This window comes from Streptomyces sp. NRRL S-378 (genome assembly GCF_000720645.1).
Taxonomy (GTDB): Bacteria; Actinomycetota; Actinomycetes; order Streptomycetales; family Streptomycetaceae; genus Streptomyces.
The window spans coordinates 20,681-46,343 of record NZ_JOBX01000025.1; the positions used below are offsets into that span (position 1 = coordinate 20,681).

At 72.9% G+C, this 25,663-nt stretch carries 21 protein-coding genes; 8 read left to right on the forward strand and 13 right to left on the reverse strand.

Translation table 11 applies throughout. The features are described 5' to 3' along the window. Window positions 1-2: 2 nt before the first annotated feature. Entirely contained in the window at window positions 3-1,388 is a 1,386-nt protein-coding gene (locus tag IH80_RS0119180) for a diaminobutyrate--2-oxoglutarate transaminase family protein (RefSeq protein WP_420708810.1), read from the reverse strand. 237 nt (window positions 1,389-1,625) lie between these two features. Here IH80_RS0119180 and IH80_RS0119185 point away from each other — a divergent pair, with 237 nt between their 5' ends. Then, complete coding sequence (locus IH80_RS0119185) at window positions 1,626-2,795, forward strand: trypsin-like serine peptidase (protein ID WP_030961954.1); 1,170 nt, start codon at window positions 1,626-1,628, stop codon at window positions 2,793-2,795. A 164-nt stretch (window positions 2,796-2,959) separates the two neighbouring features. Here IH80_RS0119185 and hflX read toward each other — a convergent pair whose 3' ends face one another. From hflX to miaA, 6 genes are all read right to left on the reverse strand, one after another. Then, the gene (gene hflX, locus IH80_RS0119190) at window positions 2,960-4,465 is read right to left on the reverse strand and encodes a GTPase HflX (RefSeq protein ID WP_030961955.1); all 1,506 of its coding nucleotides are present in this window, start codon (window positions 4,463-4,465) and stop codon (window positions 2,960-2,962) included. 133 nt (window positions 4,466-4,598) lie between these two features. After that, window positions 4,599-6,143, reverse strand: a complete 1,545-nt coding sequence (locus tag IH80_RS0119195; RefSeq protein WP_030961956.1) for a M1 family metallopeptidase — start codon at window positions 6,141-6,143, stop codon at window positions 4,599-4,601. Between the two features lie 85 nt (window positions 6,144-6,228). Further along, the gene (locus IH80_RS0119200; protein WP_030961958.1) at window positions 6,229-8,310 is read right to left on the reverse strand and encodes a RelA/SpoT family protein; all 2,082 of its coding nucleotides are present in this window, start codon (window positions 8,308-8,310) and stop codon (window positions 6,229-6,231) included. Between the two features lie 140 nt (window positions 8,311-8,450). Beyond that, complete coding sequence (gene dapF, locus IH80_RS0119205) at window positions 8,451-9,326, reverse strand: diaminopimelate epimerase (RefSeq protein WP_030961960.1); 876 nt, start codon at window positions 9,324-9,326, stop codon at window positions 8,451-8,453. Between the two features lie 160 nt (window positions 9,327-9,486). Continuing rightward, window positions 9,487-9,999 (reverse strand): hypothetical protein, encoded by a 513-nt coding sequence (locus tag IH80_RS0119210; RefSeq protein WP_030961961.1) that lies wholly within the window; start codon window positions 9,997-9,999, stop codon window positions 9,487-9,489. Window positions 10,000-10,131: 132 nt separating this feature from the next. Then, complete coding sequence (gene miaA, locus IH80_RS0119215) at window positions 10,132-11,070, reverse strand: tRNA (adenosine(37)-N6)-dimethylallyltransferase MiaA (protein ID WP_030961962.1); 939 nt, start codon at window positions 11,068-11,070, stop codon at window positions 10,132-10,134. Window positions 11,071-11,297: 227 nt separating this feature from the next. Here miaA and IH80_RS43865 point away from each other — a divergent pair, with 227 nt between their 5' ends. Both IH80_RS43865 and IH80_RS0119225 read left to right on the forward strand, forming a co-directional pair. Next, a complete protein-coding gene (locus tag IH80_RS43865; protein ID WP_324609412.1) occupies window positions 11,298-11,465 on the forward strand; it encodes a gliding motility protein in 168 nt (55 codons plus the stop codon). Between the two features lie 23 nt (window positions 11,466-11,488). After that, window positions 11,489-11,734 carry an antitoxin gene (locus IH80_RS0119225; protein WP_030961965.1) on the forward strand — a complete coding sequence of 82 codons (246 nt, stop codon included), beginning with the start codon at window positions 11,489-11,491 and terminating at the stop codon, window positions 11,732-11,734. A gap of 64 nt (window positions 11,735-11,798) precedes the next feature. Here IH80_RS0119225 and IH80_RS0119230 read toward each other — a convergent pair whose 3' ends face one another. Both IH80_RS0119230 and miaB read right to left on the reverse strand, forming a co-directional pair. After that, a complete protein-coding gene (locus tag IH80_RS0119230; RefSeq protein WP_030961967.1) occupies window positions 11,799-12,521 on the reverse strand; it encodes a class III extradiol dioxygenase subunit B-like domain-containing protein in 723 nt (240 codons plus the stop codon). 43 nt (window positions 12,522-12,564) lie between these two features. Next, a complete protein-coding gene (miaB, locus tag IH80_RS0119235) occupies window positions 12,565-14,088 on the reverse strand; it encodes a tRNA (N6-isopentenyl adenosine(37)-C2)-methylthiotransferase MiaB (protein WP_030961968.1) in 1,524 nt (507 codons plus the stop codon). 175 nt (window positions 14,089-14,263) lie between these two features. Here miaB and IH80_RS0119240 point away from each other — a divergent pair, with 175 nt between their 5' ends. Beyond that, on the forward strand, window positions 14,264-15,259 hold the full coding sequence (locus IH80_RS0119240) for a TAXI family TRAP transporter solute-binding subunit (protein ID WP_030961969.1): 996 nt from the start codon (window positions 14,264-14,266) through the stop codon (window positions 15,257-15,259). 3 nt (window positions 15,260-15,262) lie between these two features. On the opposite strand, the gene IH80_RS0119245 is transcribed toward IH80_RS0119240, so the two are convergent. Together IH80_RS0119245 and IH80_RS0119250 are read right to left on the reverse strand one after the other, a co-directional pair. Further along, window positions 15,263-16,252, reverse strand: coding sequence for an ROK family protein (locus IH80_RS0119245; RefSeq protein ID WP_030961970.1), 990 nt, complete (start codon window positions 16,250-16,252; stop codon window positions 15,263-15,265). 84 nt (window positions 16,253-16,336) lie between these two features. Continuing rightward, window positions 16,337-17,467 (reverse strand): LacI family DNA-binding transcriptional regulator, encoded by a 1,131-nt coding sequence (locus IH80_RS0119250; RefSeq protein WP_107056858.1) that lies wholly within the window; start codon window positions 17,465-17,467, stop codon window positions 16,337-16,339. Window positions 17,468-17,877: 410 nt separating this feature from the next. Here IH80_RS0119250 and IH80_RS0119255 point away from each other — a divergent pair, with 410 nt between their 5' ends. Beyond that, a complete protein-coding gene (locus IH80_RS0119255) occupies window positions 17,878-19,131 on the forward strand; it encodes a glycoside hydrolase 5 family protein (protein WP_030961973.1) in 1,254 nt (417 codons plus the stop codon). A gap of 90 nt (window positions 19,132-19,221) precedes the next feature. Further along, window positions 19,222-21,384, forward strand: coding sequence for an endo-beta-N-acetylglucosaminidase (locus tag IH80_RS0119260; RefSeq protein ID WP_051809553.1), 2,163 nt, complete (start codon window positions 19,222-19,224; stop codon window positions 21,382-21,384). Between the two features lie 15 nt (window positions 21,385-21,399). Here IH80_RS0119260 and IH80_RS0119265 read toward each other — a convergent pair whose 3' ends face one another. Continuing rightward, a complete protein-coding gene (locus IH80_RS0119265; protein ID WP_030961976.1) occupies window positions 21,400-22,812 on the reverse strand; it encodes a sensor histidine kinase in 1,413 nt (470 codons plus the stop codon). 12 nt (window positions 22,813-22,824) lie between these two features. After that, window positions 22,825-23,526, reverse strand: coding sequence for a response regulator transcription factor (locus tag IH80_RS0119270; protein ID WP_030961977.1), 702 nt, complete (start codon window positions 23,524-23,526; stop codon window positions 22,825-22,827). A 340-nt stretch (window positions 23,527-23,866) separates the two neighbouring features. On the opposite strand from IH80_RS0119270, the gene IH80_RS0119275 reads away from it, so the two are divergent. Then, window positions 23,867-24,652 carry an amino acid ABC transporter ATP-binding protein gene (locus IH80_RS0119275; protein WP_030961978.1) on the forward strand — a complete coding sequence of 262 codons (786 nt, stop codon included), beginning with the start codon at window positions 23,867-23,869 and terminating at the stop codon, window positions 24,650-24,652. Between the two features lie 118 nt (window positions 24,653-24,770). Beyond that, entirely contained in the window at window positions 24,771-25,622 is an 852-nt protein-coding gene (locus tag IH80_RS0119280) for a glutamate ABC transporter substrate-binding protein (protein WP_030961979.1), read from the forward strand. Window positions 25,623-25,663 lie beyond the last annotated feature (41 nt).

Here is a 25,663-nt window from a genome sequence, read left to right on the forward strand (position 1 = left end):
GGTCAGCGGGTCCGGCGGGTGGCGGCCGGGATGGCGTCGGCCAGGCGGTCGAGGACCGCCGCGGCCTGCTCGTCGGTCAGGGTCAGCGGTGGGAGCAGGCGTACTACGGCTCCGTGGCGGCCGCCGAGTTCGACGATCAGGCCGCGCTCCAGGCACTCCTGGCGGACGGCCGCGGCGAGGGCCGGTGCGGCGGCTCCGGTATCGGGATCGACGAGTTCGAGGCCGATCATCAGGCCCCGGCCCCGGACGTCCCCGATGCAGGGGTGGCCGGAAGCCAGACCGTGCAGGGCCGCCAGCATCCGGTCGCCGAGGACGGCGGCGCGTTCCGCGAGCCGGTTCTCGCGGACGAAGGCGAGCGTGGCGGTGCCGGCGGCCATGGCGAGCTGGTTGCCGCGGAAGGTTCCGGCGTGGGCGCCGGGGGTCCATACGTCCAGGCCCGACCGGTACACGATCACCGCGAGGGGCAGGCTGCCTCCGATGGCCTTGGACAGGACCATCACGTCGGGCACCACCCCGGCGTGGTCGACGCCCCAGAAGGCCCCGGTCCGCCCGACGCCCGTCTGCACCTCGTCGGCGATGAGGGGGATCTCCCTCGACTCGGTGATCTCGCGCATGCGGCGCAGCCAGCCGTCCGGGGCGGGGTTGACCCCGCCCTCGCCCTGGACGGGTTCGACGATCAGGCCCGCGGGGAGGGGGATCCCGCCCTTGGGGTCGTCGAGCAGGTTCTCCGTCCAGCGCGCGGCGAGTTCGGCTCCCTCCGGGCCCCCGACGCCGAACGGGCAGCGGAAGTCCTGCGGGTAGGGAAGCCGGGTCACCCGGGTCTCGGCAGCACCTCCCGAGGCTTCCAGGGCTCCGGCGGTCATGCCGTGGTACGCCCCGGTGAAGGCGAGCAGTCCGGATCGCCCGGTCGCGGTGCGGACCAGTTTCAGGGCGGCTTCCACGGCGTCCGTGCCGGCGGGCCCGCAGAACTGGATCCGCGCGTCGGCGGCCAGCGCCGGAGGCAGGTTGGCGAACAGTTCGGTGGTGAAGGCGTCCTTGACCGGTGTCGCGAGGTCCAGCACGTGGAGCGGCGCACCCGAGTCCAGGACACCGCGGACGGCTTCCAGCACCACGGGATGGTTGTGTCCGAGCGCGAGCGTGCCGGCGCCGGAAAGACAGTCGAGGTAACGCCGGCCGTCGGCCCCCTCGATGGTCAGTCCGCGGGCCCGCACCGGGACGATGGGCAGGGACCGGGCATAGGTCCGGGCGGCGGACTCCCGCTGCGCCTGCCGGCGCAGGATGCCGTCGTGACCTGCTGCGCGGGCGCCCTGCAGCGGCACTTGGGGCGTCGCTCGCGGCGGGGGCTGCGTCGCGGCCGCCGCCGCCCCGGCCGGCTCGGTGAAAGCCACGAGTGTCGCTCCTCCCACACTGACTGCGCTTACGGATTGCCCTTCGGACACCGACGCTCCCCCCATCCCCCGTACGTACCAACGACGGTGACGGCGACGGATCACGGGTGGACGCAAGATCCTTGGTACTCAAGATGTGAGCAAAAGGAACCGCTGACCCGGGCTGTGTCGTCCAAGGCGGCAGCGGCATAGTGGGGGGCTCCACTCAAGCCTCGAACCTCCAGGGGGACGAACGACATGCGACCGAACCGACCGGTCACCGCGACGCTGTGCGCGGCCGCCCTCGTGCTGACCGCCGCTGCCTGCGGCCCCGGCGACGGGGAGGCCGGCGGCGACGCCAAGCCGACCGTGGCGGCGAGCCTGCCGAACACGGACGGGATAAAGATCCCGGACCAGCTCAAGGAAAAGCTCAAGGAACGCGGCATCGACCTGGAGAAGTGGAAGGGGGGTGAGTGGAAGAACTGGAAGCAGGAGGACTGGCTCCGCGAGGCGGGGGACTACATCAACCCGATCATCGAGGACCTCTGGAACCCGGACCGCATGCGCGATGCCGAGCAGCCGCAGCGGCCGTCGGTCGACCCGGACGCGGGCAAGGACCAGGGCGTCACCGACCCGACCCCGGTGCCGGTCGCGGCCAAGCCGGCCAACGCGCCCTACCACCAGAGCGTTCCGGAGTCCGGCAAGGTCTTCTTCGACGGCCCCGAGGGCTCGATGGTCTGCTCGGCGACCGTGGTCAAGGACCCCGCGCACCCCGGCAAGTCGAACCTGGTCTGGACGGCGGGCCACTGCGTGCACGCCGGCAAGGCGGGCGGCTGGTACCGCAACATCGCCTTCGTCCCCTCCTACAACAACGCGGGCAAGCCGTCGGCGCAGCTCAAGGGCGCGCCCCGCGAGCAGGTGGCCCCGTTCGGCGTGTGGTGGAGCGACTGGGCGCAGACCTCCGACCAGTGGATCGCGACCGGCGGTCCGACCGGCGGCGCGGGTGCTCCGTACGACTTCGCCGTGCTGCACGTGACGCCCGAGAAGGGCAGCGGCAAGTCCCTCGAGGAGACGGTCGGTTCGGCACTGCCGGTGGAGTTCGCCGCCCCCGCCGTGCCGAAGGTCGCGAGCCTGACGGCGACGGGCTACCCGGCGGCGGCCCCGTTCGACGGCCAGAAGGCCTTCCAGTGCACGGACAGGCCGGGCCGGCTGACCCTGAGGGCGAACGAGCCGGTGATGTACCGCATCGGCTGCACGATGACCGGCGGTGCCTCCGGTGGCGGCTGGGTCGCGACGGGCTCCAACGGCAAGCCGGCGCTGGTGTCGAACACCTCGATCGGCCCGGCCAAGGCCGGATGGCTGGCCGGACCGCGGCTGGGCCCGGAGGCGAAGGGCATCTTCGACGCCGTCAGCCGCAAGTTCAAGTAGTCCCCGCTGCCGTACCGCCCCGCCGCGGAGCAGCAGGACGCTCCGTACCGCCCCGCCGCGGAGAAGACGGAGAGCGAACGACGGAGGGCCCCCTGCACACCGCAGGGGGCCCTCGAACGTCATGCCGTCATGCTCTCACCGTCAGGTGGTGGGCACCGGCTCGGCTACTGCTTCGCCAGCGCGTACGGCGCCAGGTCCGCCGCCAGTTCCTGGTGGACGCGCACCTTGAGCAGGGTGCCCTCCGGGGTGTGCTCCTCGGAGATCACCTCGCCCTCGGCATGCGCCTTGGCGACGAGCGAGCCGCGCGTGTACGGCACCAGGGCCTCCACCTCGACCTCGGGCCGCGGCAGCTCGGAGTCGATGAGCGCGAGGAGTTCCTCGATGCCCATGCCCGTCCGCGCCGAGACGGCGATGGAGTGCCGCTCGATGCGCAGCAGCCGCTGCAGCACGAGCGGATCCGCGGCGTCGGCCTTGTTGATCACCACGATCTCGGGCACGTCGACCGCGCCGACCTCGCGGATGACCTCGCGCACCGCCGCCAGCTGCTCCTCCGGCGCCGGGTGCGAGCCGTCCACGATGTGCAGGATCAGGTCGGAGTCGCCGACCTCCTCCATCGTGGAGCGGAACGCCTCGACGAGGTGGTGGGGCAGGTGCCGGACGAAGCCGACCGTGTCGGCCAGGGTGTAGACCCGGCCGCTCGGCGTCTCGGCCCGGCGCACGGTCGGGTCGAGGGTGGCGAACAGGGCGTTCTCCACCAGGACGCCCGCGCCCGTGAGGCGGTTGAGCAGCGAGGACTTGCCCGCGTTGGTGTAACCGGCGATGGCGACCGAGGGCACCTTGTTGCGGCGCCGTTCCTGCCGCTTGATGTCACGGCCGGTCTTCATGTCCGCGATCTCCCGGCGCATCTTCGCCATCTTCTCGCGGATCCGTCGCCGGTCGGTCTCGATCTTGGTCTCACCGGGGCCTCGGGTGGCCATGCCGCCACCGCCGCCGCCACCCATCTGCCGGGACAGCGACTGACCCCAGCCGCGCAGTCGCGGCAGCATGTACTGCATCTGCGCGAGCGCCACCTGCGCCTTGCCCTCTCGGGACTTGGCGTGCTGGGCGAAGATGTCGAGGATCAGTGCGGTCCGGTCGACCACCTTGACCTTGACGACGTCTTCGAGGGCGATGAGCTGACCGGGGCTGAGCTCACCGTCGCAGACGACGGTGTCGGCGCCGCTCTCCATGACGATGTCACGCAGCTCGCGGGCCTTGCCCGAGCCGATGAAGGTCGCCGGGTCCGGCTTGTCGCGGCGCTGGATGACGCCGTCCAGTACGAGAGCACCCGCCGTCTCGGCGAGGGCGGCGAGCTCCGCGAGGGAGTTCTCCGCGTCCTGCACCGTGCCGGAGGTCCAGACACCGACGAGGACGACGCGCTCCAGGCGGAGCTGTCGGTACTCGACCTCGGTGACGTCTTCGAGCTCGGTGGAGAGGCCGGCCACGCGGCGCAGAGCCGCGCGCTCGGATCGGTCGAACTGGTCGCCGTCCCGGTCTCCGTCGATCTCGTGGCTCCAGGCGACGTCCTCTTCCATCAGGGCATCGGCCCGAAGGCTCTCGGTGAAGCTCTGCGGGTCACGCACGTCGGATGCGTCCCGCGCGTCCTGGGAAGGGGAAGAAGAGGAGGTCATTGGATCCTTACGTCGATTCGAATAGCAGTGTCACGTCCGGCGGGGACACGGTAGCTGTCTCGTCCAACGTGTCACACCGTCCGGGGATTCCCCGAACGGACCCGTCGATGGTGACATGCCCGTTCCTCGGCGGTCACACCCTTTTCCCGGCGGGCACGGCCCTGCCCGCAGCCGCCTCGCCCGGAGCCGCCTTGCCCGCAGGCGCCTCGCCCGCCACCGCCTTGCGGGGCGCGGCCTTGTCCGCCGCCGGGGCGCTCCACTCCGGGTGCCCCGGCATGGGCGGGGTCTTCGCTCCGTACAGCCACGGCTCCAGGAAGGGCCCCAGGTCACGGCCCGCCTCCTGCGAGGCGAGGCGTACGAAGTCCGCCGTGCCGGCGATGCCGTCCCGGTACTGCGCGACCCAGCGCCGTTCGATCCGGTCGAAGGCGGCGGCGCCGATCTCCTGCCGCAGCGCGTAGAGGATCAGCGCGGAGCCGTCGTAGACCACCGGCCGGAACAGGCCGATCTTCTCGCCGGGCGCGGCCGCCTTCGGGGCGGCCGGGGGGCCGCCCGCCGCCCGCCACTGGTCGGAGCGCTGGTACGCCTCGCGCATGCGCCGCTCCAGGGAGTACTTGCCGAGCCCGTCCGCGTACAGGGCTTCGTACCAGGTGGCGTGTCCCTCGTTGAGCCACAGGTCGGACCAGGTGCGGGGGCTCACGCTGTCGCCGAACCACTGGTGGGCGAGTTCGTGGACCATGACCGCCTCGACGTACCAGTCGGGGTAGCCCTCGCCGGAGAACAGGCTGCTCTCGAAGAGCGAGAGGGTCTGCGTCTCCAGCTCGAAGCCGGTGGTGGCCCGGGCGATCAGCACCCCGTAGTTCTCGAAGGGGTAGCGGCCGACCCGCTCCTCCATCCACGCGATGTGGCCGGCGGTCTTCTTCAGCCAGGGGTCGAGCCGCCGGCGGTCGGCCGCGGGCACCACGTCACGCAGGGGCAGCCCGTGCGGGCCGGTCCCGTGCACGACGGCGGAGCGGCCCACGGAGACCTGGGCCAGCTCGGTGGCCATCGGGTGCCGGGTCCGGTACGTCCACGTCGTCGAGGCGCCCGTGCGCCGGGCCGGTCCCGCCTGGAGGCCGTTGGCGACGGCCGTGAGCCCGCCGGGGGCGCTGATCCGGAAGGTGAAGAGGGCCTTGTCGGCGGGGTGGTCGTTGCAGGGGAACACGCGGTGGGCGGCGTCCGCCTGGTTGGCCATGGCCAGACCGTCCTCGGTGGGCACCCAGCCGCCGTCCCCGCGGCCGCGCGGATCGCTGGTGTGCCGGACGGTGATGCGCAGCGCGCCGCCGTCGGCGACCGCGTGCCGCGGGGTCAGCACGAGGTCCTCCCCCACGCTCTCGAACCGTGCGGGCTCCCCGTTGACCTCGGCGGACGCCACCTTGCCGTGGGTGAAGTCCAGGTTGATCCGCTCCAGCGGCTCCAGCGCCCGGGCGTCGATGACGGTGACCGCGTCGAGCGGGGTCAGGTTGTCCTTGTACGTGAAGGACAGGTCGTACGAGAGCACGTCGTAGCCGGGGTTCCCGAGCTCGGGGAAGAGCCGGTCGCCGATGCCCAGGGGCTTCGGCGGGGGCAGTACCGCGGCGACGAGGGTGAGGGAGGCCGCGGCGAGCAGGGCGGCGCGCAGGCGGGGCGAGGAGAGCTGCATCCACCATCGCTTACCAGTGCCCGCCGCGGGGCCGTGCACGGCGCGCGACGGGTCCACCCGAACGGGACCTTCCGGCGGCCGCCCCCTACGCCCGGCTGACGTCGTACACGCCCGGCACGTCCCGCATGGCGCGCATCAGAGCGGGGAGTCCGGCCGCATCGGGCAGCTGGAGGGTGTAGGTGTGCCGGACCCGGCCCTCGACCGGCGGTTCCACGGTCGCGGAGACCACCTCGACGCCCTCGCGGGCGATGGCCTCGGTCAGGTCCGCGAGCAGGTGGGGGCGGCCGAACGATTCAGCGAGCAGGGTGACCCGGCAGTCCGCCGTGGCCCTCCAGTGCACGGCGACGGAGGTCCGGCCCACGGCGCGCATCTGCGCCACGGCCGCGCACTGGACGCGGTGCACGGTGACGGCTCCGCCGCGGACCAGGAAGCCGGCCACCGCGTCCGGCGGGACCGGGGTGCAGCACCCGGCCAGCCGTACGGTGGCGTCGGGCAGGTCGGCGACGGCGTTGGCCCCGCCGCCCCGGGCTCCGATGACCGACAGCGGCGCCCGCGCGGCCGTGGTGGTGGCCATGGCGCGGTCGGGATGGGAATCGAGCCAGCTGCTGATCGCGATGCGGGCGGCGGGTGTCCTGGCGTGGTCCAGCCATTCGGCGGCGGGTCCGGAGGAGGTGTCCTGCGCGAGCAGCAGCTGGACGGTGTCCCCGTCGGACAGCGGCGAGGACAGGGAGGTGAGGCGCCCGTTGACGCGGGCGCCGATACAGCCGTGGGCCGCCTCGCCGTGCTGTGCGTACGCGGCGTCGACACAGCTGGCCCCGGCCGGGAGGCCCAGCGTGCCCCCGTCGGCCCGGAACACGGTGATCTCCCGGTCCTGTGCCAGCTCGGCGCGGAGCACGGTCCAGAAGGTGTCGGGGTCGGGCGCGGACTGCTGCCAGTCGAGCAGCCGGGAGAGCCAGCCGGGCCGCGTGGGGTCGGCCCGCTCCTCGTCCGGGTCGGCGGTGGCGTCCGGGGTCGCGGTGGCGTAGGGGTTGCCGAGCGCGACCACGCCGGCCTCGGCGACGCGGTGCATCTGCCGGGTGCGCACGATGACCTCGGCCACGTAGCCCTCGGGCGTGGCCACGGCGGTGTGGAGCGACTGGTAGAGGTTGAACTTGGGGGTGGCGATGAAGTCCTTGAACTCCGAGACCACCGGGGTGAAGCAGGTGTGGAGCTCGCCCAGGACGGCGTAGCAGTCGGCGTTCTCGCCGACGAGGATGAGGATGCGTCCGAAGTCGGAGCCGCGCAGCTCGCCGCGGGTGCGGGAGATCCGGTGCACGGATACGAAGTGCCGCGGCCTGACCTGTACTTCGGCGGCGATGCCGGCCTCGCGCAGGACGCTCCGTACGGAGTCGGCGATGCCGGGCAGCGGGTCGCTCTCGCCGGCGTGGGCGGCGATGAGGGCGCGGGTGCTCTCGTACTCCTCGGGGTGCAGGATCGCGAAGACGAGGTCTTCCAGTTCGGTCTTGAGGGCCTGCACGCCGAGCCGCTCGGCCAGCGGGATCAGGACGTCGCGCGTGACTTTGGCGATGCGCGCCTGTTTCTCGGGGCGCATCACGCCCAGGGTGCGCATGTTGTGCAGCCGGTCGGCGAGTTTGATGGACATCACGCGGACGTCGTTGCCGGTGGCGACGAGCATCTTGCGGAAGGTCTCCGGCTCGGCAGCGGCGCCGTAGTCGATCTTCTCGACCTTCGTGACGCCGTCGACGATGAAGCAGACCTCGTCGCCGAACTCGGCCCGGACCTGATCGAGGGTCACGTCCGTGTCCTCGACCGTGTCGTGCAGCAGAGAGGCCGTCAAGGTGGTCGTCTCGGCGCCCAGTTCGGCGAGGATCAGGGTAACGGCGAGCGGATGTGTGATGTACGGCTCACCACTTTTTCGCATCTGGCCGCGATGGGAGCTCTCGGCGAGGAGATAAGCACGCCGCAGAATGGACATATCGGCGTCCGGATGATGGGCGCGATGAGCCTCGGCGACGTGGCCGATCGCGTCGGGGAGCCGGTCCCGGGACGTCGGCCCGAGCAGGGCCGCGCGCCCGAGCCGGCGCAGATCGAGCCTGCTCCGGCCCCGTCTGCGGAGCTCAGGGCGCGCTTCGGGGTGTGCTTCGGGGTTCGTGGCCTCTGCACTCATGGGCACCTCCGGCGGCTTCGACCGGCGGTGGTGGGCATGGGGTGAGCCCTCAGGGCCGGTGCCTGATGTTACCGACCCCACCACGTGGCGCAGTCCACCTCTCGCACAGCGTGAAACGGATCACCCATTAGAGGGAAGCTTCAGGAGAAAGCCGTTTCGGTGAGCCAGGCCTCGTCGAACGCGCCCGCGGCCACGATCACGGCCGGCCCGGTCATGTCGATCCGGCCGTCGGGGTGTTCGGTGATGACGAGCGTTCCGCCGGGGAGGTCGACGGTGTACGTGGCCGGTTCGCCGGTGGTGGCGGGGTCCGCGCCGTCGCGGCGGATGGCGGCCACGGCGACGGCGCAGGCGCCGGTGCCGCAGGAGCGCGTCTCGCCGGAACCGCGCTCGTGGACGCGCATGGCGACGTGCCGGGGGCCGCGGTCGACGACGAATTCGACGTTGACACCCGTCGGGTAGGCGGACGCCGGGCTGAACGGCGGGGCGGTGAACAGGTTCCCGGCGTCGTCGAGGCTGTCGACGAACGCGACCGCGTGCGGGTTCCCCATGTTCACGTTGCGGGCGGGCCAGCTGCGCGCCCCGACGCTGACCGTGACCTCGCCCTCGGGGAAGGCTGCGCGGCCCATCGAGACGGTGACGTCGCCCCCCTTGTCGAGGTGCACGTACTTGACACCGCCCCGCGTGGCGACGGCGAGGTCACCCGGCTCGACGTGACCGGCGTACTGGAGGTAGCGGGCGAAGACGCGCACGCCGTTGCCGCACATCTCGGCGATGGAGCCGTCGCTGTTGCGGTAGTCCATGAACCACTCCGCCTCGTCGGCCAGGTGCGCCGCCTCGGGGTGCGCGGCGGACCGGACGACGTGGAGGACGCCGTCGCCGCCGATGCCGGCGCGCCGGTCGCAGAGCTTCGCGACGGCGGACGCGGGCAGCTCGATGGCGTTGTCCGGGTCCGGGACGATCACGAAGTCGTTCTCGGTGCCGTGGCCCTTGAGGAAGGGGAGGGTGGTCTGCGTCACCCGCCCATCGTACCGAGCCCCTGCTCAGAGCAGCCGTGCGGCCCGTCCGCGATCACCGGGCCCGGTGGCGATCACCCGGTCCCGGCGGGGATCACCGGGGCTGCGACGGCGATCACCGGGGGCCCTGCGGCGGTCGGCGGAGCCGGGCGACCTGGCGGGGTCAGCGGAGCCGGGCGACCCGGTACACGGCGAGGCCCACGACGACCAGCGCGACCACGGCGTACAGCGCGGCCATGCGCCAGTCGGGGCGGCGGCCGCTCCCCCGGGCCGGGAGGCCGGGCCAGGTGTAGCCGACCCGTCGGGCGGCCATCATCCCCCAGCCTCCGGCGCAGCAGCTGATGAGGAAGCCGAGCATGGCCACCACGGCTCCGCCGTCGCCGAACTCGAAGGCGAGGGGGAAGGCGAACATCAGCGAACCGGCGGCGGCGAGCATCACGATGGGGGCGATCTGCCACACGCGCAGGCGGCGCTGGGGTCGCAGTTCGACCTCGAACTCGGGTCCGGCGGCCGCCTCGGCCTCGGCGGTGTCCGGGGCGTCCGGGCCGTCGGGCGTCAGCCGCGCGGGGTCGGCGGGCAGCCCGAGGCCCGCGGTCCCGTCAGTCCCGCCGAGAAGCATCGGATCCGCTTCCCGCCGGGTGTCGTCCCGCCCGGTGTCGCGAGGGCCGGCCTCCATCGCCACGCGCCCTCCCCACTCGGACTCAGTACGCCGCCATGCATCGCAGGTGATCGCACCCGCTGGAGTTTGATGATGGCACGCCCTCAGGCCTGCTACGGGCGCCCGGGGCTTCCCGATGCCATCACGTGATCAGGCTGTAACCGCTCGTTCGACCAACGACGCGGCAAGTCCGGGGAGTTCCGCCCGGTCTGCGACGGCCCCGCTGAGCCAGTGGACCCGCGGATCACGGCGGAACCAGGAGTCCTGGCGGTGGGCGAACCGCTTGGTCGCCCGGACCGTCTCCGCCCGGGCCTCGTCCTCGGTGCACTCGCCGGCGAGCGCGGCGAGCACCTGCTGGTAGCCCAGCGCGCGGGAGGCGGTGATGCCGTCCCGGAGCCCGCGGGCCTCCAGCGCGCGGACCTCGTCCACCAGCCCGGCCTCCCACATCCGGTCGACGCGCACTGCGATCCGCTCGTCGAGCTCGGGCCGGGCCACGTCGACGCCGATCTGGACGGTGTCGTAGACGGACTCGTGAACGGGCAGGTTCGCGGTGAACGGCTTGCCGGTGATCTCGATGACCTCCAGCGCGCGGACGATGCGCCGGCCGTTGCTGGGCAGGATGGCCCGGGCGGCCTCCGGGTCGGCGGCGGCGAGGCGGGCGTGCAGGGCGCCGGGACCGCGCAGGGTGACCTCTTCCTCCAGCCGGGCGCGGACCTCGGGATCGGTGCCGGGGAACTCCATCACGTCGAGGGCGCCCCGGACGTACAGGCCGGATCCGCCGACGAGGACGGGGGTGCGGCCCTCGGCGAGCAGTTTGTCGATCTCCAGGCGGGCCAGCCGCTGGTACTCGGCGACGTTGGCGGTGTCGGTGACGTCCCAGATGTCGAGGAGGTGGTGCGGGACCCCGCCGCGCTCCTCGGCCGTCAGCTTGGCGGTGCCGATGTCCATCCCCCGGTACAGCTGCATGGAGTCTGCGTTGACGACTTCGCCGTCGAACCGGCGTGCCAGGGCTACGCCCAGGTCTGACTTTCCTGCCGCGGTGGGACCGACGACGGCGATGACCCGCGGGGCGGGGGCTGCTTTCCTCACCGCCCCAGTCTCTCAGCCCCCGGTCAAGACGCGTCCATGTACCCGATCGAGCGACGTGACGGGGTCGCAGAGGGGTCGTTGCCCTGGCGAGGTTCCGGCCGGGCGCACGCCGTGCGCACGCCCGGCGCGGACCGGTTCGGTCACCGCGGAACTTCACTCACACGCGTAACGTTACGGGAGTAGACATGGGCGTTTTTGATCGGTTTTTTCGTCGTAAGGGCGAGGCCGTGACCGAGGAGGTCGCGGCCGCGGCTCCGGCGGCGGAGTCCGGTGCGGCCGAGGAGGCCGGAGCTGCTGTCGCGGAGAGCGAGCCGGTGGAAGCCGTGGAGATCCCGAAGCAGCAGTCGGCCGAGGTGGCCGCGGACAGCGAGGCCGGCGAGGGCGCCCGTACGTAGCGAACGCCAACGGAAGGTGACCCATGGGCCTGCTGGACAATCTGAAGGCCAAGCTCGGTCCGGCGAAGGACAAGGTCGGCGATCTCGCGCACCAGCACGAGGGCAGGATCAGCGAGGGTCTGGACAAGGTCGCCAAGGCCGTGGACTCCAAGACCAAGGGCAAGTACAGCGGCCAGATCACGAGCGGGACGGGCAAGGCGAAGGACGCCCTGGGCAAGATCGCGCACAAGGACGCTCCCGGCGGGCCGACGCCGCCGGCAGCCTCCTGACGCGCCCCTTCGGTGTTCCCGGGCCCGTGAGCCGCCCTGCGGGCGCCCGGGGCGTGCCGACCCGCTAGGACCAGACGGCGACGAAGTACCCCACGCCGTACGGGGCGTCCTCGTAGAGCAGGCGCCCGGTGAGGTCCGCGCCCTCGGCGGCGCCGGCCAGCACCTGCCAGGGGGCCCGGCCGGCGGCCTGGAGGTCGGCGGCGAGGGCGGCGTCGATGCCGGCGAGCGCGGCCACGTCGGCGGCGCCCAGTGCGCGGGCGGCGGCCGCGTCGAAGCCCGCGGCGCGCTCGTCCAGGTAGCCGGGGGCCTTGAGGGTGCGGCATGCGCTGCCGTCCCCGAGGACCAGCATGGCCACGCGGTCGGCGGAGCGGCCCAGGTCCGCGCCGAGGAGGCCGCAGCCGCTCGGGGGGAGGTCTTCGGCGACGGCCACCCCGGCGACCGGGGCGGCCGACCAGCGGGCCTGCCCGAGCAGCCAGCCCCCCACGGCGAGGGAGGCCGGGAGGGTGCTCCCCGTGGCCCGGCCGCTCGGCGGTTCGCCGAGGTCCGGGCCCAGGGTGACGGTCAGGTCCACGCCGAACCCGGCGAAGGTGCCGGGGGTGCCCTGGTCGTATCCACCGCCCTCGGCGGCGGCCCCGACCACGACCAGCAGATCGGGCCGGGAGGCGGCGAGCACCGCGAGCGCGTCGGAGCAGGCGGTGCGGGCGTCGCCGAGTTCGGCGGCGGCGCCCGCGGCGACCTCCGGCACGAGCAGCGGCGGGGCGGGACAGACGGCAGCGGCTACGAGCATGATCCGCAGCCTAGCCGGGCCGCCGCCCCACGGCTCCAGGACCTCAGGAGGAGGCCGGCACCGAGCAGCCGGAGGCGACGGCCGGAAGGGGCGCCGGGACGCCCAGCGTCGGGATGCCGAGCATGACGCCCGCCGGCTGGGCCGGGGCGGCGTTGCGCTTCTCCCAGGCGTCGCCGGCGCGGGTGCGGCGCACGGTCAGCGTGGGGCCCTCGGCCAGCAGGTGGTGCGGGGCGGCGTAGGTGATGTCCACGGTGACCACGTCACCGGGGCGGACCTCCTGCTCCGGCTTGGTGAAGTGCACCAGGCGGTTGTCGGGGGCGCGGCCGGAGAGACGGTGCGTGGCGCCGTCCTTGCGGCCCTCGCCCTCCGCGACCATGACCTCCAGCGTGCGGCCGACCTGCTTCTTGTTCTCCTCCCAGGAGATCTCCTCCTGGAGGGCGACCAGGCGCATGTAGCGGTCCTGCACGACCTCCTTGGGGATCTGCCCGTCCATGTCGGCGGCGGGGGTGCCGGGCCGCTTGGAGTACTGGAAGGTGAACGCGTTCGCGAAGCGGGCCTCGCGCACCACGTGCATCGTCTGCTGGAAGTCCTCCTCCGTCTCTCCGGGGAAGCCCACGATGATGTCGGTGGAGATCGCGGCGTGCGGGATGGCCGCACGGACCTTCTCGATGATGCCGAGGAAGCGCTCCTGGCGGTACGAGCGGCGCATCGCCTTCAGGATCGGGTCCGAACCGGACTGCAGCGGCATGTGCAGCTGCGGCATCACGTTCGGCGTCTCGGCCATCGCGGCGATCACGTCGTCCGTGAAGTCGCGCGGGTGCGGGGAGGTGAAGCGGACCCGCTCCAGGCCCTCGATCTGGCCACAGGCGCGCAGCAGCTTGCTGAAGGCCTCGCGGTCGCCCAGGTCGGAGCCGTAGGCGTTCACGTTCTGGCCGAGCAGGGTGATCTCCGAGACGCCCTCGGCGACCAGGGCCTCCACCTCGGCGAGGATGTCGCCGGGCCGGCGGTCCTCCTCCTTGCCGCGCAGCGCCGGGACGATGCAGAAGGTGCAGGTGTTGTTGCAGCCGACGGAGATCGAGACCCAGGCGGCGTACGCGGACTCGCGGCGGGTCGGGAGCGTGGAGGGGAACGCCTCCAGCGACTCGGCGATCTCGACCTGCGCCTCCTCCTGGATGCGGGCGCGCTCCAGCAGCACCGGGAGCTTGCCGATGTTGTGCGTACCGAAGACGACGTCGACCCAGGGGGCCTTCTTGACGATCGTGTCGCGGTCCTTCTGGGCGAGGCAGCCGCCGACGGCGATCTGCATGCCGGGGCGCTTCGTCTTCATCGGGGCGAGCCGGCCGAGGTTGCCGTACAGCTTGTTGTCGGCGTTCTCACGGACCGCGCAGGTGTTGAAGACCACCACGTCGGCGTCGCCGTCGGAGCCCTCGGGCGCCCGGACGTATCCGGCCTCCTCCAGCAGACCGGAGAGCCGCTCCGAGTCGTGCACGTTCATCTGGCACCCGTAGGTGCGCACCTCGTAGCTTCGCTTCTCGTCCACTGCCTGGCTCCGGTCGCTGCTGGTCATGCAACAAGGGTAGGCGGTGGACGGGAGCCCTCCGGTCGCCGTGCGCCCGGTCCCCGGGCGGGAGGCTGCCGAACCGGACGAGCCGCAGGTCAAGGGCGTGGACGGCGGTCCCGGGCGGGGTCCGCGGACGGCCCGCGCCGTGACAGGACGGCGGCCGGGTGGCAGGATCTCGGCCATGCCTCTCGTACCGCCCCGGATCAGCAGGCGCCACGCCCTGCGGGTCCTGGTGGCCGTACTCGCCGTGCTCGGCGTCCTCACGTGGTGGCTGAAACCCTTCGGGCCGTCGGAGCCGGAGGGCGAGCTGACCTTCAGCACGGGCGCGCGGACCGGCGTCTACCACCGCTACGGACAGCTCCTGCAGCAAGCGCTCGGGCAGGACATGCCCGGGGTGGACGTCACGCTGGTGACCAGCGAGGGCTCGCAGGAGAACCTCAAGCGGCTGGCCACCGGCGAGGCGGACTTCACCGTGGCGACGGCGGACGCGGTCGCCAAGTACCAGCACGACGGCAAGCCCGGGGCGGACCTCCTGCGCGGATGCGCGCGGCTCTACGACGACTACGTGCAGCTGGTGGTGCCGTCGGGGTCCCCCGTGCAGTCGGCCCGGGACCTGCGGGGCAAGCGGGTGGCGATCGGCCAGCCCGGCTCCGGCGTGCGGCTCGTCACGGACCGGCTGCTCACCGCGGCCGGCATCGACCCCGTCCTGGACATCACGCCGGTGTCCATCGGCATCGACACCATGCCGACCGAGCTGGAGGCGGGCCGGATCGACGCCTTCTTCTGGTCGGGCGGCCTGCCGACGAACGCGGTGAAGGAGCTGTCGGAGCGCTTCGACATCCGGCTCGTCCAGCTCGGCGACCTGGTGGAGCAGCTCCAGGGCAGCGGCAGCCCGACGCGCTACTACCGCACGGCCGTCATGCCGCAGGACGCGTACACGCGGGCGCGCAACACCAGCTCGGTGACCACCCTGGCCGTACCGAACCTGCTGGTGACCACGGCCAAGACCGACCCCGAGCTGACCGAGCGGCTGACCCGGACGGTGATCGGCAGCCGCGACCGGGTCGGGCGCGCGGTGCACGCGGCGCAGCTGGTGGACCTGCGGACGGCGATCTACACCGACCCGCTGGAGCTCCACGAGGGCGCCGGCCGGTACTACCGGTCCGTCAAGCCCTGACGCTCACGCCTCGGGCGAGGACGCGGCCACGGGCGGGAGCGGGGCCGAGAGCATCGTCGCCGCCGCGGCCGCGCCGATCAGGCCCGCATGGGTGCCCAGGGTCGCCGGCACCACCCGGAGCCCCTGGACGAAGGAGAGCGTGGCGTACTGCGCGAGGTGGCTGCGGATCGGGCCGAAGAGGGTGTCTCCGGCGGCTGCCACGCCCCCTCCGATGACCGCGATGTCCGTTTCCACGAGGGTCGCTGCGGCCGCGATGGCGGCAGCCAGGGCGCGGCCTGCGCGGTCGAAGGCGGCCAGGGCGATCGGATCGCCCTGCGCGGCCGAAGCGGCCACACCCGCCGCAGTGGCGTCGCGCGGTGCGCCCGGGTCTCCTGTGCCGGAGCCCGCCGACGGGGTCCAGCCCTGGTCGAGGGCCCAGCGGGCGATCGCCGTGCCGGAGGCGATCGACTCGACGCAGCCGCGGCCGCCGCAGACGCACGGCTCGCCGTCGAAGGCCACGCTGATGTGGCCGATGTGGCCCGCGTTGCCGGTGGGGCCTGGGTGGAGCCGGTTGTTGAGGATCAGGCCACCGCCGACGCCGGTGGAGACCACCATGCACAGGGCGTTCGCGTGCCCGCGGGCCGCGCCCAGCCAGTGTTCGGCCGCGGTCATCGCCACCCCGTCGCCGGCCAGTACGGTCGGCAGGCCGGCGCCGCGGGCCTTGAGCTCGGCCGCGACCCGCTCCTGGACCGGGAAGTCCCGCCACGCGCCGATGTTGACCGGGCTGACCGTGCCCCGGGAGGTGTCCACGGGGCCGGCACTGCCGATCCCGCACCGGACCGCGGACGCCCACAGCGGCGACGCGGACAGGTCTCCCACGACCTCGGCAACCGCCGCCATGACCCCTTCGGCGTCCACTCCGCGCGGGGTGGCGCGGCGGGTGGTGGCCGTCATCGTCCCGTCGGGGTGCACCAGCGCCCCGGCGATCTTCGTGCCGCCGATGTCGATCGCCACCGTCGGTCCGGCGGCCGCCTCGGCGGCGGGCGGTGCGGGCGACGGGGCGGAGGGGGTGATCACGGTGGCGGCTCCAGGAAGGGGTCAGGAATCAGTATGCGCCGGGGCCGGTGCCGTGCTGTCGCGGGGCTCCAGGCGCGGCTGCTCGCTCTCGCGCACCCGGGGCGGGCCGCCGGCGAGCACGGACAGGAGTTCCTCGGCGGCCAGGCGCCCGAAGCCGGCCGTGTCACGGACGAGGGCGGTGAGGCGGGGGTGGGTGACCCGGCACAGCGCGGAGTCGTCCCAGGCCACGATCGACAGCAGGTCCGGTACGGGGATGCCCAGCTCGGCGGCGACCGCGCTGCCCGCCACGGCCATCACGTCGTTGTCGAAGACGAGCGCGGTGGGGGGCTGCGGCTCGGCGAGGACCCGGCGGGTGGCGGCAGCGCCCTGCGCGTCGGAGTAGTCGGTGACCACCGAACGCACGTGGTCCGGTCCGAGCCCGCGCCGCGCGGCCTCGGACCGGAGGGACTCCATCCGTCGAACCGTGTGCGCGAGGCCGGGGAGCCCCGCGATGTGGACGATCCGGCGGTGCCCCAGCCCGTGAAGGTGGTCCAGGACCTGCGCCATCGCCCCCGCGTCGTCGGCCCGGACCGCGGAGACCGGCCACAGCAAGGACGCCGGTGCGGGGGTGGGCGGGGGGCCGGGGGCGCGGAGGGAGCCCGGGTCCGCCGCGGGCGCGGGGACCGTCGCGGGCCCGGGCGGCGGGCCGGGCTCGCCGATGGTGACCGCGGGCAGGCCCAGCTCCGCCAGCAGCGCGGGGCGCGGGTCCCCGGTACGCGGGTCGACGACGAGCACGCCGTCGACCCGGCGTTCGGCCCACCAGCGGCGGTAGACCGCGCACTCGGCGTCCACGTCCTCGACGACCTGGAACAGCAGGGCGGTCCGGGCGGCGGAGAGGGCCTCCTGGATGCCGGAGACGAGCTGCAGGAAGAACGACTCGACGCCCAGGGTGTGCGCGGGGCGGGCCAGGACGAGTCCGACGGCACCCGAGCGTTCGCCGGAGAGCGCGCGGGCGGCGCTGTTGGCCTGCCAGCCGAGTTCCTCGGCGACGCGGCGGATCCGGGCCCGGGTGTCCTGCGAGACGCCCGGCCGGCCGTTGAGGGCGAAGGAGACGGCGCTCTCCGACACTCCGGCCCGGCGGGCGATGTCCTTGATCGTGGGTCTGCGGGCCATGGCCTGCCTCATTCCTCCTCCGGCCGGTCCGGACCGAGCGGACGGCGATGGCCGGACCGTACGCGATCCGGCCGCGGCGGGCAGCCCGGACGGCCGCATGGCCGCCCCCGGGCCCCGTCGGCGGACGGCCCGTCAACCACCGCACCGGCTCGGTCCCGGCGTGCGGCGGCGGCCGGGACGGCGCCGGCAGTGACCGGAGATCCACTGCCGTTTTCCGCACACTTCCCTCACCGCCGCCCGCACTAAACCGCATTAGTCTTCCGGCCACTTCCCCGCACGTCCCCTTGCCGTGCCTGGACTGAAGCGCATAAGTCGCCTCGGGATAGGCCCTGTTGACTTTCCGCATCGGCAGCGGCAGTTTGTGGCCCGTCCGGTGAATTCGTGCGCACCCCCGAACCCCAGGACTCCTCGTGCAGGATGACGCGCTCCGCTTCGGTGCCAACTACACGCCGGCCCAGGGCTGGTTCCACCACTGGCTGGACTTCGACCTCGACGCGGTCAGGGCCGATCTCGACGCGATCACCGCGCTCGGACTGGACCACGTCCGCGTCTTCCCCCTGTGGCCGGTCTTCCAGCCGAACCGCACGCTGATCCGGCCGCGCGCAGTCGAGCAGCTCGTCGCGCTCGCCGACGCGGCCGCCGAGCGCGGCCTCGACGTCAACGTGGACGGTCTGCAGGGGCACTTGTCGAGCTTCGACTTCCTGCCCGCCTGGACCACGACCTGGCACCGGCGCAACATCTTCACCGACCCCGACGTGGTCGCCGGGCAGGAGGAGTACCTGCGCACGCTGGCCGCGGCCCTCGCCGACCGGCCGAACTTCCTCGGCATGACCGTCGGCAACGAGATCAACCAGTTCTCCGGCGCCCCGCACCCCGACCCCGACCGCATCACCCCCGCGCAGGCCGCCGACTGGCTGGAGCGGATGCTGGCGGCCTGCGAACGGGGGGCGCCCGGACGCCTCCACCTGCACGCCGAGTACGACGCCGTCTGGTACCGGGACGGCCACCCCTTCACACCCGCCCAGGCGGCGGGGCTGGGCGGGGCGACCGCCGTCCACTCCTGGGTGTTCGACGGCACGGCGCAGCGCCACGGCGCGAGCGGGACGGCGACCGAGCACCACGCGGCGTACCTGATCGAGCTCTCCAAGGCCTGGGCTGAGGACCCGCACCGCCCTGTGTGGCTCCAGGAGGCCGGCGCCCCGGCGCCGCTGATCGGGCCGGAGCAGGCGGCGCGGTTCACCGAGGCCACCGTCGTGAACGCGCTGGACTGCCCTGACCTGTGGGGCGTGACCTGGTGGTGTTCGCACGACGTGTCCCGGGAGCTCGCCGACTTCCCGGAGCTGGAGTACGGCCTCGGCCTGCTGGCCAACGACGGCGCGGCCAAGCCGGCCGGCGCCGCCCTCGCCCGGATCGCCCGGGAGTGGCGCGGACGCGCGCACCGCCCCCCTCCGCGCTCCACCGCGCTCGCGGTGGACGTGGGCGGGACGGAGGCGGCCCCGGGCCGCTCCGTGTGCGCCCCCGGCGGCGCGTTCTTCGACGCCTGGACCCTGCTGACGGACCGGGGGGTGCGGCCCGCGGTGGTGCTGGCGGAGCGCGCCGAGGATCCGGCCCATCTGGCGGCGCGCGGCATCACCGAGGTGCTGCGCGTACCCGACGTGGTGTGACCGACCCGTCGTGACCCGACCCCTCGTGACCCGACCCCTCGTGACCCGACCCGGTCCCCCCGTGAGCCGACTCCCCGTGAGGAGCCCCGCATGTCCGAGACCGACCGCGGCGTCGATCCGCGTACGCCGCCCGTCCCGTTACGGCCGAACCGTCGCAGAGTGCTGGTCGCCGGGGCCGGCGCCGCCGCGCTGCTGGGCGTGGCCGGGCGGGCCCGGGCCGCGTCCCCCACGGCCCCCGCACCGGCACCGCCCTCCACACCCACACCGGCCCCCGTACCCGAGCCGGCCGGCCTGGCTCCGTACGCCTCCTACTGGTTCCCGGACTCCCTCCCGGCGGGCACCCCGGGGCCCGGGATCGTGTGGCGCTCGCTCAGCCGGTGGACCCCCGAGGACGACCCCGATCTGGCCCACAACACCGCGACCGTGCCGCTCGCCGAACGGTTCACGCCCGTCCCGGCCAACAGGACCGCCCGCACCGGCCAGGCCCGGATCTCCTCCCTCGTCTCCTTCGCACCGACCGCCGGGAATCCTTCGCAGGGCTCTCCCACCGCCGACTACTACGCGCTCACGCACTGGGCGTACATCGACGAGCTGGTCTTCTGGGGCGGTTCCGCCGGCGAGGGGATCGTCCTGGCCCCGAACGCGCCCGTGGTCGACGCCGCGCACCGCAACGGGGTCCGGGTGCTGGGCAACGTGTTCCTGCCGCCCGTGGCGTACGGGGGCGACCTCCGGTGGACCCGCGACCTGGTGCAGCGCGACCCGTCGGGCCGCTTCCCGATCGCGGAGCAGCTCGTCCGGGTGGCGCGGGCGTACGGCTTCGACGGCTGGTTCGTCAACGCCGAGACCGACGGCGGCGACAGCGCGCTGGCCACCCGGATGCGGGAGTTCCTGCGGGCCCTGCGGGCGGCGGGCGCGCCGCACGGCCTGCGGATCACCTGGTACGACGCCATGAACAGCACCGGCCGGGTCGGCTGGCAGGGCGCCCTGAACGCCCTCAACCAGGAGTTCTACGAGGACCGGGCCGGGAAGGTCGCGGACACGATGTTCGTGGACTTCCGCTGGACCCCGGACACGCTGGCCGCCTCGGGCGCGCTCGCCGACCGGCTGGGCCGCTCGCGGTACGAGCTGTGGGCGGCGGTGGACACGGAGTCCCGGGGCTGCGAATCCGCCGTCCGCTGGGACGCGATCGTCCCGCGCACACGCGACCACGTCGTCAGCTACGCCTTCTACCGGCCGGAGTGGACCCGCAACCACCTCACGGACCGCTCCCCCGGCGCCTTCCACCGCGCGGACGACCGCTTCTGGACGGGCGAGTCCCTGGACCCGGCCCGGCCCGCGCCCGAGAGGTCCTGGCGGGCTCCCGCGACGGTCGTCGCCGACCGGTCCACGGTCACCGGGCTGCCCTTCGCGTGCTGCTTCAACACCGGTCACGGTCTGCGCTGGTACGAGGAGGGCGAGGTCGTGTCGGACACGCCCTGGAACCACCTGGGGCTCCAGGACCGGCTGCCGGGCCGACGCTGGGTGGTGGAGACCGCCGGGCCGCGCCCGTCCGTCACCCTGGACTTCACGGACGCCTGGCGCGGCGGTTCCAGCCTGCTGGTCTCGGGCGGCCCGACGGCTCCGGTGACCGTCGGGCTGCACTCCACGCGGCTGCCGCTGACCCGCGGGAGCGTCGTGGAACTGGTGCACGCGACCGGGTCGGGTCCGGTCACGGCCGAGGTCGGCGTGGCCACCCGCGAAGCCTCCGTCCCCGGCGGCCCGGTCCCGTACGTCTGGCTGCGGGCCGGAAGCACGGGCGCGGGGCCGGGCTGGCGCACGGCGCGGGCGGCGCTCGCACCGCTGGCGGGCAGGACCGCGTACGCCCTGGCCGTACGGATCACCGCGTCCGGGGGCGGGCCGCTGGTGTGGCGCCTCGGCGCCCTGTCGGTGCACGACGGTTCCGGCGGCCGGCGTCCGGCCCCGCCCACCGCGGCGGCCGTGGACGCCGCAGCCCGGCAGGACGGCCGGGCCTGGCTCCGCCTGTCCTGGCGGGCGGCGGCCGGTGCGGGGGGACGGCCGCGCCACTACGAGGTGCACCGGGTGCTGCCCGACGGCGGCCGCCGCTTCCTCGGCGGGACCTGCGGGACGGCGCTCTACCTCCCCGGGGTGCCGCGGGCCGGCCGGGAGGGGGCGGCCGTCTTCGAGGTGCGGGCCGTGGACGAGCTGTACGCGGTGTCCGCGCCGGCCCGCACGACCCTGCCCTGGGGGCCGTAGCCGGCCCGGCGGGAGTCAGGAGGGCTCGGGGCCGGTGCGCGGGACCGTCACGGTCACCCGCAGCCCGTGCGGCGGGTTCGTCTCGTAGGAGAGGGTCCCGCCGCCCCCGGCGAGCAGGGCCCGGGAGATCGACAGCCCGAGGCCGGAACCCTTGATGTTCTGGTGGCGGCCGCTGCGCCAGAACCGGTCTCCGACCCGCTGCAGCTCCTCCTCGGTGAGGCCGGGGCCGCGGTCGGCGACGACGACGCGGACCGAGCGGCCCTCGGCCGAGACCGACACCTCGACCTCCTCTCCGGCGGGCGTGAACTTGAGGGCGTTGTCGATGACGGCGTCGAGCGCGCTGGACAGGGCGATGGGATCGGCCCAGCCGGTGACGGCGGTCCGGCCCGTCTCGGTGAGCCGTACGCCCTTCTCCTCGGCGTACGGCCGCCAGGCGGCGACCCGTTCCGCGGCGAGGGCGCCGATGTCGGTGAGGCTGATCTCGGCGGAGGCGTGCTCGGCCAGCGCGAGGTCCAGGAGGTCGTCCAGGACCTGGGTGAGGCGTTTGCCCTCGGTGCGTACGGAGGCGATCTCCTCGTTGCCCTCGGGCAGTTCGAGGGCGAGCAGCTCGATGCGCAGGAGCAGTGCGGCGAGCGGGTTGCGCAGCTGGTGCGAGGCGTCGGCGACGAACGCCCGCTGCTGTTCCAGTGCCTCTTCGACGTTGTCGGCCATCTCGTTGAACGAGTGCGCCAGGCGCTGGAGTTCCGGCGGGCCGCTGGCGGCCGCGACCCGGGAGTTCATCCGGCCGGTGGCGATGCCGTGGGCGGCGGCGTCCAGGGTCCGTACGGGCTTGAGCACCCAGCTGGTGAGCTGCAGGGCGGCGCCGAAGGCGACGAGCATGGCGGCGGCGAGGCCGCCGGCGATGAGCAGCCAGCCCTTCAGGATCCGGCCGCGCATGAGGTCGGTCGGCGATTCGGTGGCGACGACGGCGACCACGTCGCCGTCGAGGACGACCGGTGAGGCGACGAGCAGCTTTCCGTTGGTCTGCCAGGGCCAGACCTGGGGCGGGTCGTGGCTGCGGCGCCCGGCGAGCGCCTCGCTGAAGGCCTTGCGGCCCTCACCGGATTCCGGGAGCCGCCACCAGCCCGGGGAGCGGACCATGGCGTTGTCGTCGCGGTTGAAGATGCCGACGCGGATGCCGTACAGCTCGTGGTAGCGGCCGAGTTCGTGCTGGAGGGTCTCCTCGCGCTCGTCCGCCCCGGTGGAGCCGGAGCCGCGGGCGTCGATGACGAACTGGGCGAGGGCGGCGAAGCGGGCGCTGTCGTCGATGCGGTCGACGACCACCCGCTGCTGCTGCCCGGCGGCGAGGCTCACGGCGAGCGGGAAGCCGAGCGCGAGGAGCGTGCCCGCCATCAGGATGACGAGCAGGGGGAGCAGACGGGCGCGCACGGCAGGAGGTTCCTAGGGGGCGGCCGGGGAGACGAGCCGGTAGCCCACCCCGCGGACGGTCTCGATGAGGGCGGGCATGCGCAGCTTGGAACGCAGCGAGGCGACGTGCACCTCGAGGGTGCGCCCGGTCCCCTCCCAGCTGGTGCGCCACACCTCGCTGATGATCTGTTCGCGGCGGAAGACGACGCCGGGCCGCTGCGCGAGCAGGGCCAGCAGGTCGAACTCCTTGCGGGTGAGGGGTACGTCGGTGCCGTCCACGCTGACCCGGCGGGTGGGCAGCTCGATGCTGACGGGGCCGAGGCGGACGGTGGTGGGTGCACCGCTTCCGGCGGCGGTCTCCTCGGAGGCTCCGGTGCGCCGGGCGACGGCGTGGATGCGGGCGAGGAGCTCGCCGGTGTCGTAGGGCTTGACGACGTAGTCGTCGGCGCCCATGTTCAGGCCGTGGATGCGGGAGCGTACGTCGGCCCGCGCGGTGACCATGATGACGGGTGTGGCGGTGCGCTTGCGGATCCTGCCGCACACCTCGTAGCCGTCCTGGTCGGGCAGGCCGAGGTCGAGCAGGACCACGCCGAAGGGCGGGGCGCCGGCCGGCAGCAGTGCCTGCAGGGCCTCTTCGCCGTTGCGGGCGTGGGTGACCTGGAAGCCGTGCCGGGCGAGGATCGCGGACAGGGCGGCGGCGACGTGGTCGTCGTCCTCGACGAGCAGCAGTCTCATGTCGTCCCCCTCTCCTACTTCTCTCGGTCGACCCGCGCCCCGGTCATGGTCACGGTCGGGTCCTTGCGGTCTCGCGGCCGGTCGGTGCCGCGCGTACGGCCGCAGAAATGGCCACCCTGCATCCACGCCCATGCGGAGTCCCACGTCAAGAGGGTTCCGCCGCGGCGCGCCTTCCGTTATGCACCCGGTACGCGGACATGATCGACCACGCCGGTACCGCGCACGGAGCGTATCCGGAAGAGGCCGGATCGTTATGCTCAATTCTCCCTCAGATGTGATGACGTTGTGCGCGCCTCGTCACTACTGTCCTCCCAACCGAGGAGGACGGAGCTAGAAGCCGATGAGCGGAGTATCAGTGACCAAGGACGTTCAGGACGCGGCCGGTACCGCGGACGACCTGGTCGTGCTGAGCAACGTCAACAAGCACTTCGGCGCGCTGCACGTGCTTCAGGACATCGATCTGAGCATTGCCCGCGGCGAGGTGGTCGTGGTGATCGGTCCTTCGGGATCGGGCAAGTCCACGCTCTGCCGGACCATCAACCGCCTGGAGACCATCGACTCGGGCACCATCACGCTCGACGGCAAGGAGCTGCCTTCCGAGGGCAAGGAGCTCGCCCGTCTGCGTGCCGACGTCGGCATGGTGTTCCAGTCGTTCAATCTCTTCGCGCACAAGACGGTGCTGGAGAACGTCATGCTGGGCCAGCTGAAGGTCCGCGGGACGGACCAGGCCACGGCCCGCGCGAAGGCGGTGTCCCTGCTGGAGCGGGTCGGCGTCGGCACGCAGGCCGACAAGTACCCGGCCCAGCTCTCCGGCGGTCAGCAGCAGCGCGTGGCGATCGCCCGGGCGCTGGCGATGGAGCCGAAGGTGATGCTCTTCGACGAGCCCACCTCCGCCCTGGACCCGGAGATGATCAACGAGGTGCTGGAGGTCATGCAGCAGCTCGCCCGTGAGGGGATGACCATGGTGGTCGTCACGCACGAGATGGGCTTCGCCCGCTCCGCGGCGAACCGGGTCGTCTTCATGGCCGACGGAAAGATCGTCGAAGAGGCCACCCCCGAGCAGTTCTTCAGCAACCCGCGCAGTGATCGGGCTAAGGACTTCCTGTCGAAGATCCTGCACCACTGAGGTTCACGTCTGGTAGTCATCCGTATGCGGATCACTCCCGGAACGGTTCCTGTCGGCCGTGCGTGCGCCGTAAGCGTCGCTCGTCGTTCAACAACGTCTCATCCGAGGGAAGTTCACCATGAAGATCTCCAAGGCCGCTGCGGCCGCGGCCGTCGCCGTAGCCCTGTCCCTGACCGCGACCGCGTGTGGCGGCAGCAAGAAGGACGCCGCCAGTGACGGCGGTGCCTCCGGTGGCGCCAAGGACAAGATCGTCGTCGGTATCAAGTTCGACCAGCCCGGTCTCGGCCTGAAGACCCCGGACGGCAAGTTCACGGGCTTCGACGTCGACGTGGCGACCTACGTCGCCAAGGAGCTCGGCTACCAGCCCGACCAGATCGAGTTCAAGCAGGCCGTCAGCGCCGAGCGCGAGAACCTGATCTCCAACGGCGACGTCAAGTTCATCGTCGCGACCTACTCGATCAACGACAAGCGCAAGGAGCGGGTCGACTTCGCCGGCCCGTACTTCCTCGCGCACCAGGACCTGCTGGTCCGCGCCGACGACACGAGCATCACCAAGGTCGAGGACCTGAACAAGAAGAAGCTCTGCTCGGTCACCGGCTCCACCTCGGCGCAGAACGTCAAGAAGAACCTGGCCCCCGAGGCCGACCTGCTGGAGCAGGGAGGCTACTCCGAGTGCCTCACCGGCCTGGAGAACAAGGCCGTCGACGCCCTGACCACGGACAACTCGATCCTGGCGGGTTACGCGGCGCAGGAGAAGAACAAGGGCAAGTTCAAGCTCGTCGGCCTGAGCATGAGCAACGAGAACTACGGCATCGGTCTGAAGAAGGGCGACAAGGAGCTCCAGACCAAGATCAACGGCGCGCTCAAGAAGATGGTCGAGGACGGCAGCTGGCAGAAGGCCGTGGACAAGAACCTCGGCCCGGCCAACTACAAGAACGAGCCTGCCCCGCAGATCACCGAAGGCAGCTGATTCATCGGTGAGGGGCGTCGCCGCCCGCCTGCCGCGGGCGG

What these genes read in the sequence shown, in the direction of transcription:
- IH80_RS0119280 (WP_030961979.1), top strand. Translation starts at nt 24,771, where the DNA reads ATGAAGATCTCCAAGGCCGCTGCGGCCGCGGCCGTCGCCGTAGCCCTG.
- IH80_RS0119225 (WP_030961965.1), top strand. Translation starts at nt 11,489, where the DNA reads ATGGGCCTGCTGGACAATCTGAAGGCCAAGCTCGGTCCGGCGAAGGAC.
- IH80_RS0119230 (WP_030961967.1), bottom strand. Translation starts at nt 12,521, where the DNA reads ATGCTCGTAGCCGCTGCCGTCTGTCCCGCCCCGCCGCTGCTCGTGCCG.
- IH80_RS0119200 (WP_030961958.1), bottom strand. Translation starts at nt 8,310, where the DNA reads ATGAGTGCAGAGGCCACGAACCCCGAAGCACACCCCGAAGCGCGCCCT.
- IH80_RS0119240 (WP_030961969.1), top strand. Translation starts at nt 14,264, where the DNA reads ATGCCTCTCGTACCGCCCCGGATCAGCAGGCGCCACGCCCTGCGGGTC.
- IH80_RS0119185 (WP_030961954.1), top strand. Translation starts at nt 1,626, where the DNA reads ATGCGACCGAACCGACCGGTCACCGCGACGCTGTGCGCGGCCGCCCTC.
- IH80_RS0119260 (WP_051809553.1), top strand. Translation starts at nt 19,222, where the DNA reads ATGTCCGAGACCGACCGCGGCGTCGATCCGCGTACGCCGCCCGTCCCG.
- miaB (WP_030961968.1), bottom strand. Translation starts at nt 14,088, where the DNA reads ATGACCAGCAGCGACCGGAGCCAGGCAGTGGACGAGAAGCGAAGCTAC.
- IH80_RS0119270 (WP_030961977.1), bottom strand. Translation starts at nt 23,526, where the DNA reads ATGAGACTGCTGCTCGTCGAGGACGACGACCACGTCGCCGCCGCCCTG.
- IH80_RS0119275 (WP_030961978.1), top strand. Translation starts at nt 23,867, where the DNA reads ATGAGCGGAGTATCAGTGACCAAGGACGTTCAGGACGCGGCCGGTACC.
- hflX (WP_030961955.1), bottom strand. Translation starts at nt 4,465, where the DNA reads ATGACCTCCTCTTCTTCCCCTTCCCAGGACGCGCGGGACGCATCCGAC.
- IH80_RS0119210 (WP_030961961.1), bottom strand. Translation starts at nt 9,999, where the DNA reads ATGGAGGCCGGCCCTCGCGACACCGGGCGGGACGACACCCGGCGGGAA.
- IH80_RS0119250 (WP_107056858.1), bottom strand. Translation starts at nt 17,467, where the DNA reads ATGGCCCGCAGACCCACGATCAAGGACATCGCCCGCCGGGCCGGAGTG.
- IH80_RS0119195 (WP_030961956.1), bottom strand. Translation starts at nt 6,143, where the DNA reads ATGCAGCTCTCCTCGCCCCGCCTGCGCGCCGCCCTGCTCGCCGCGGCC.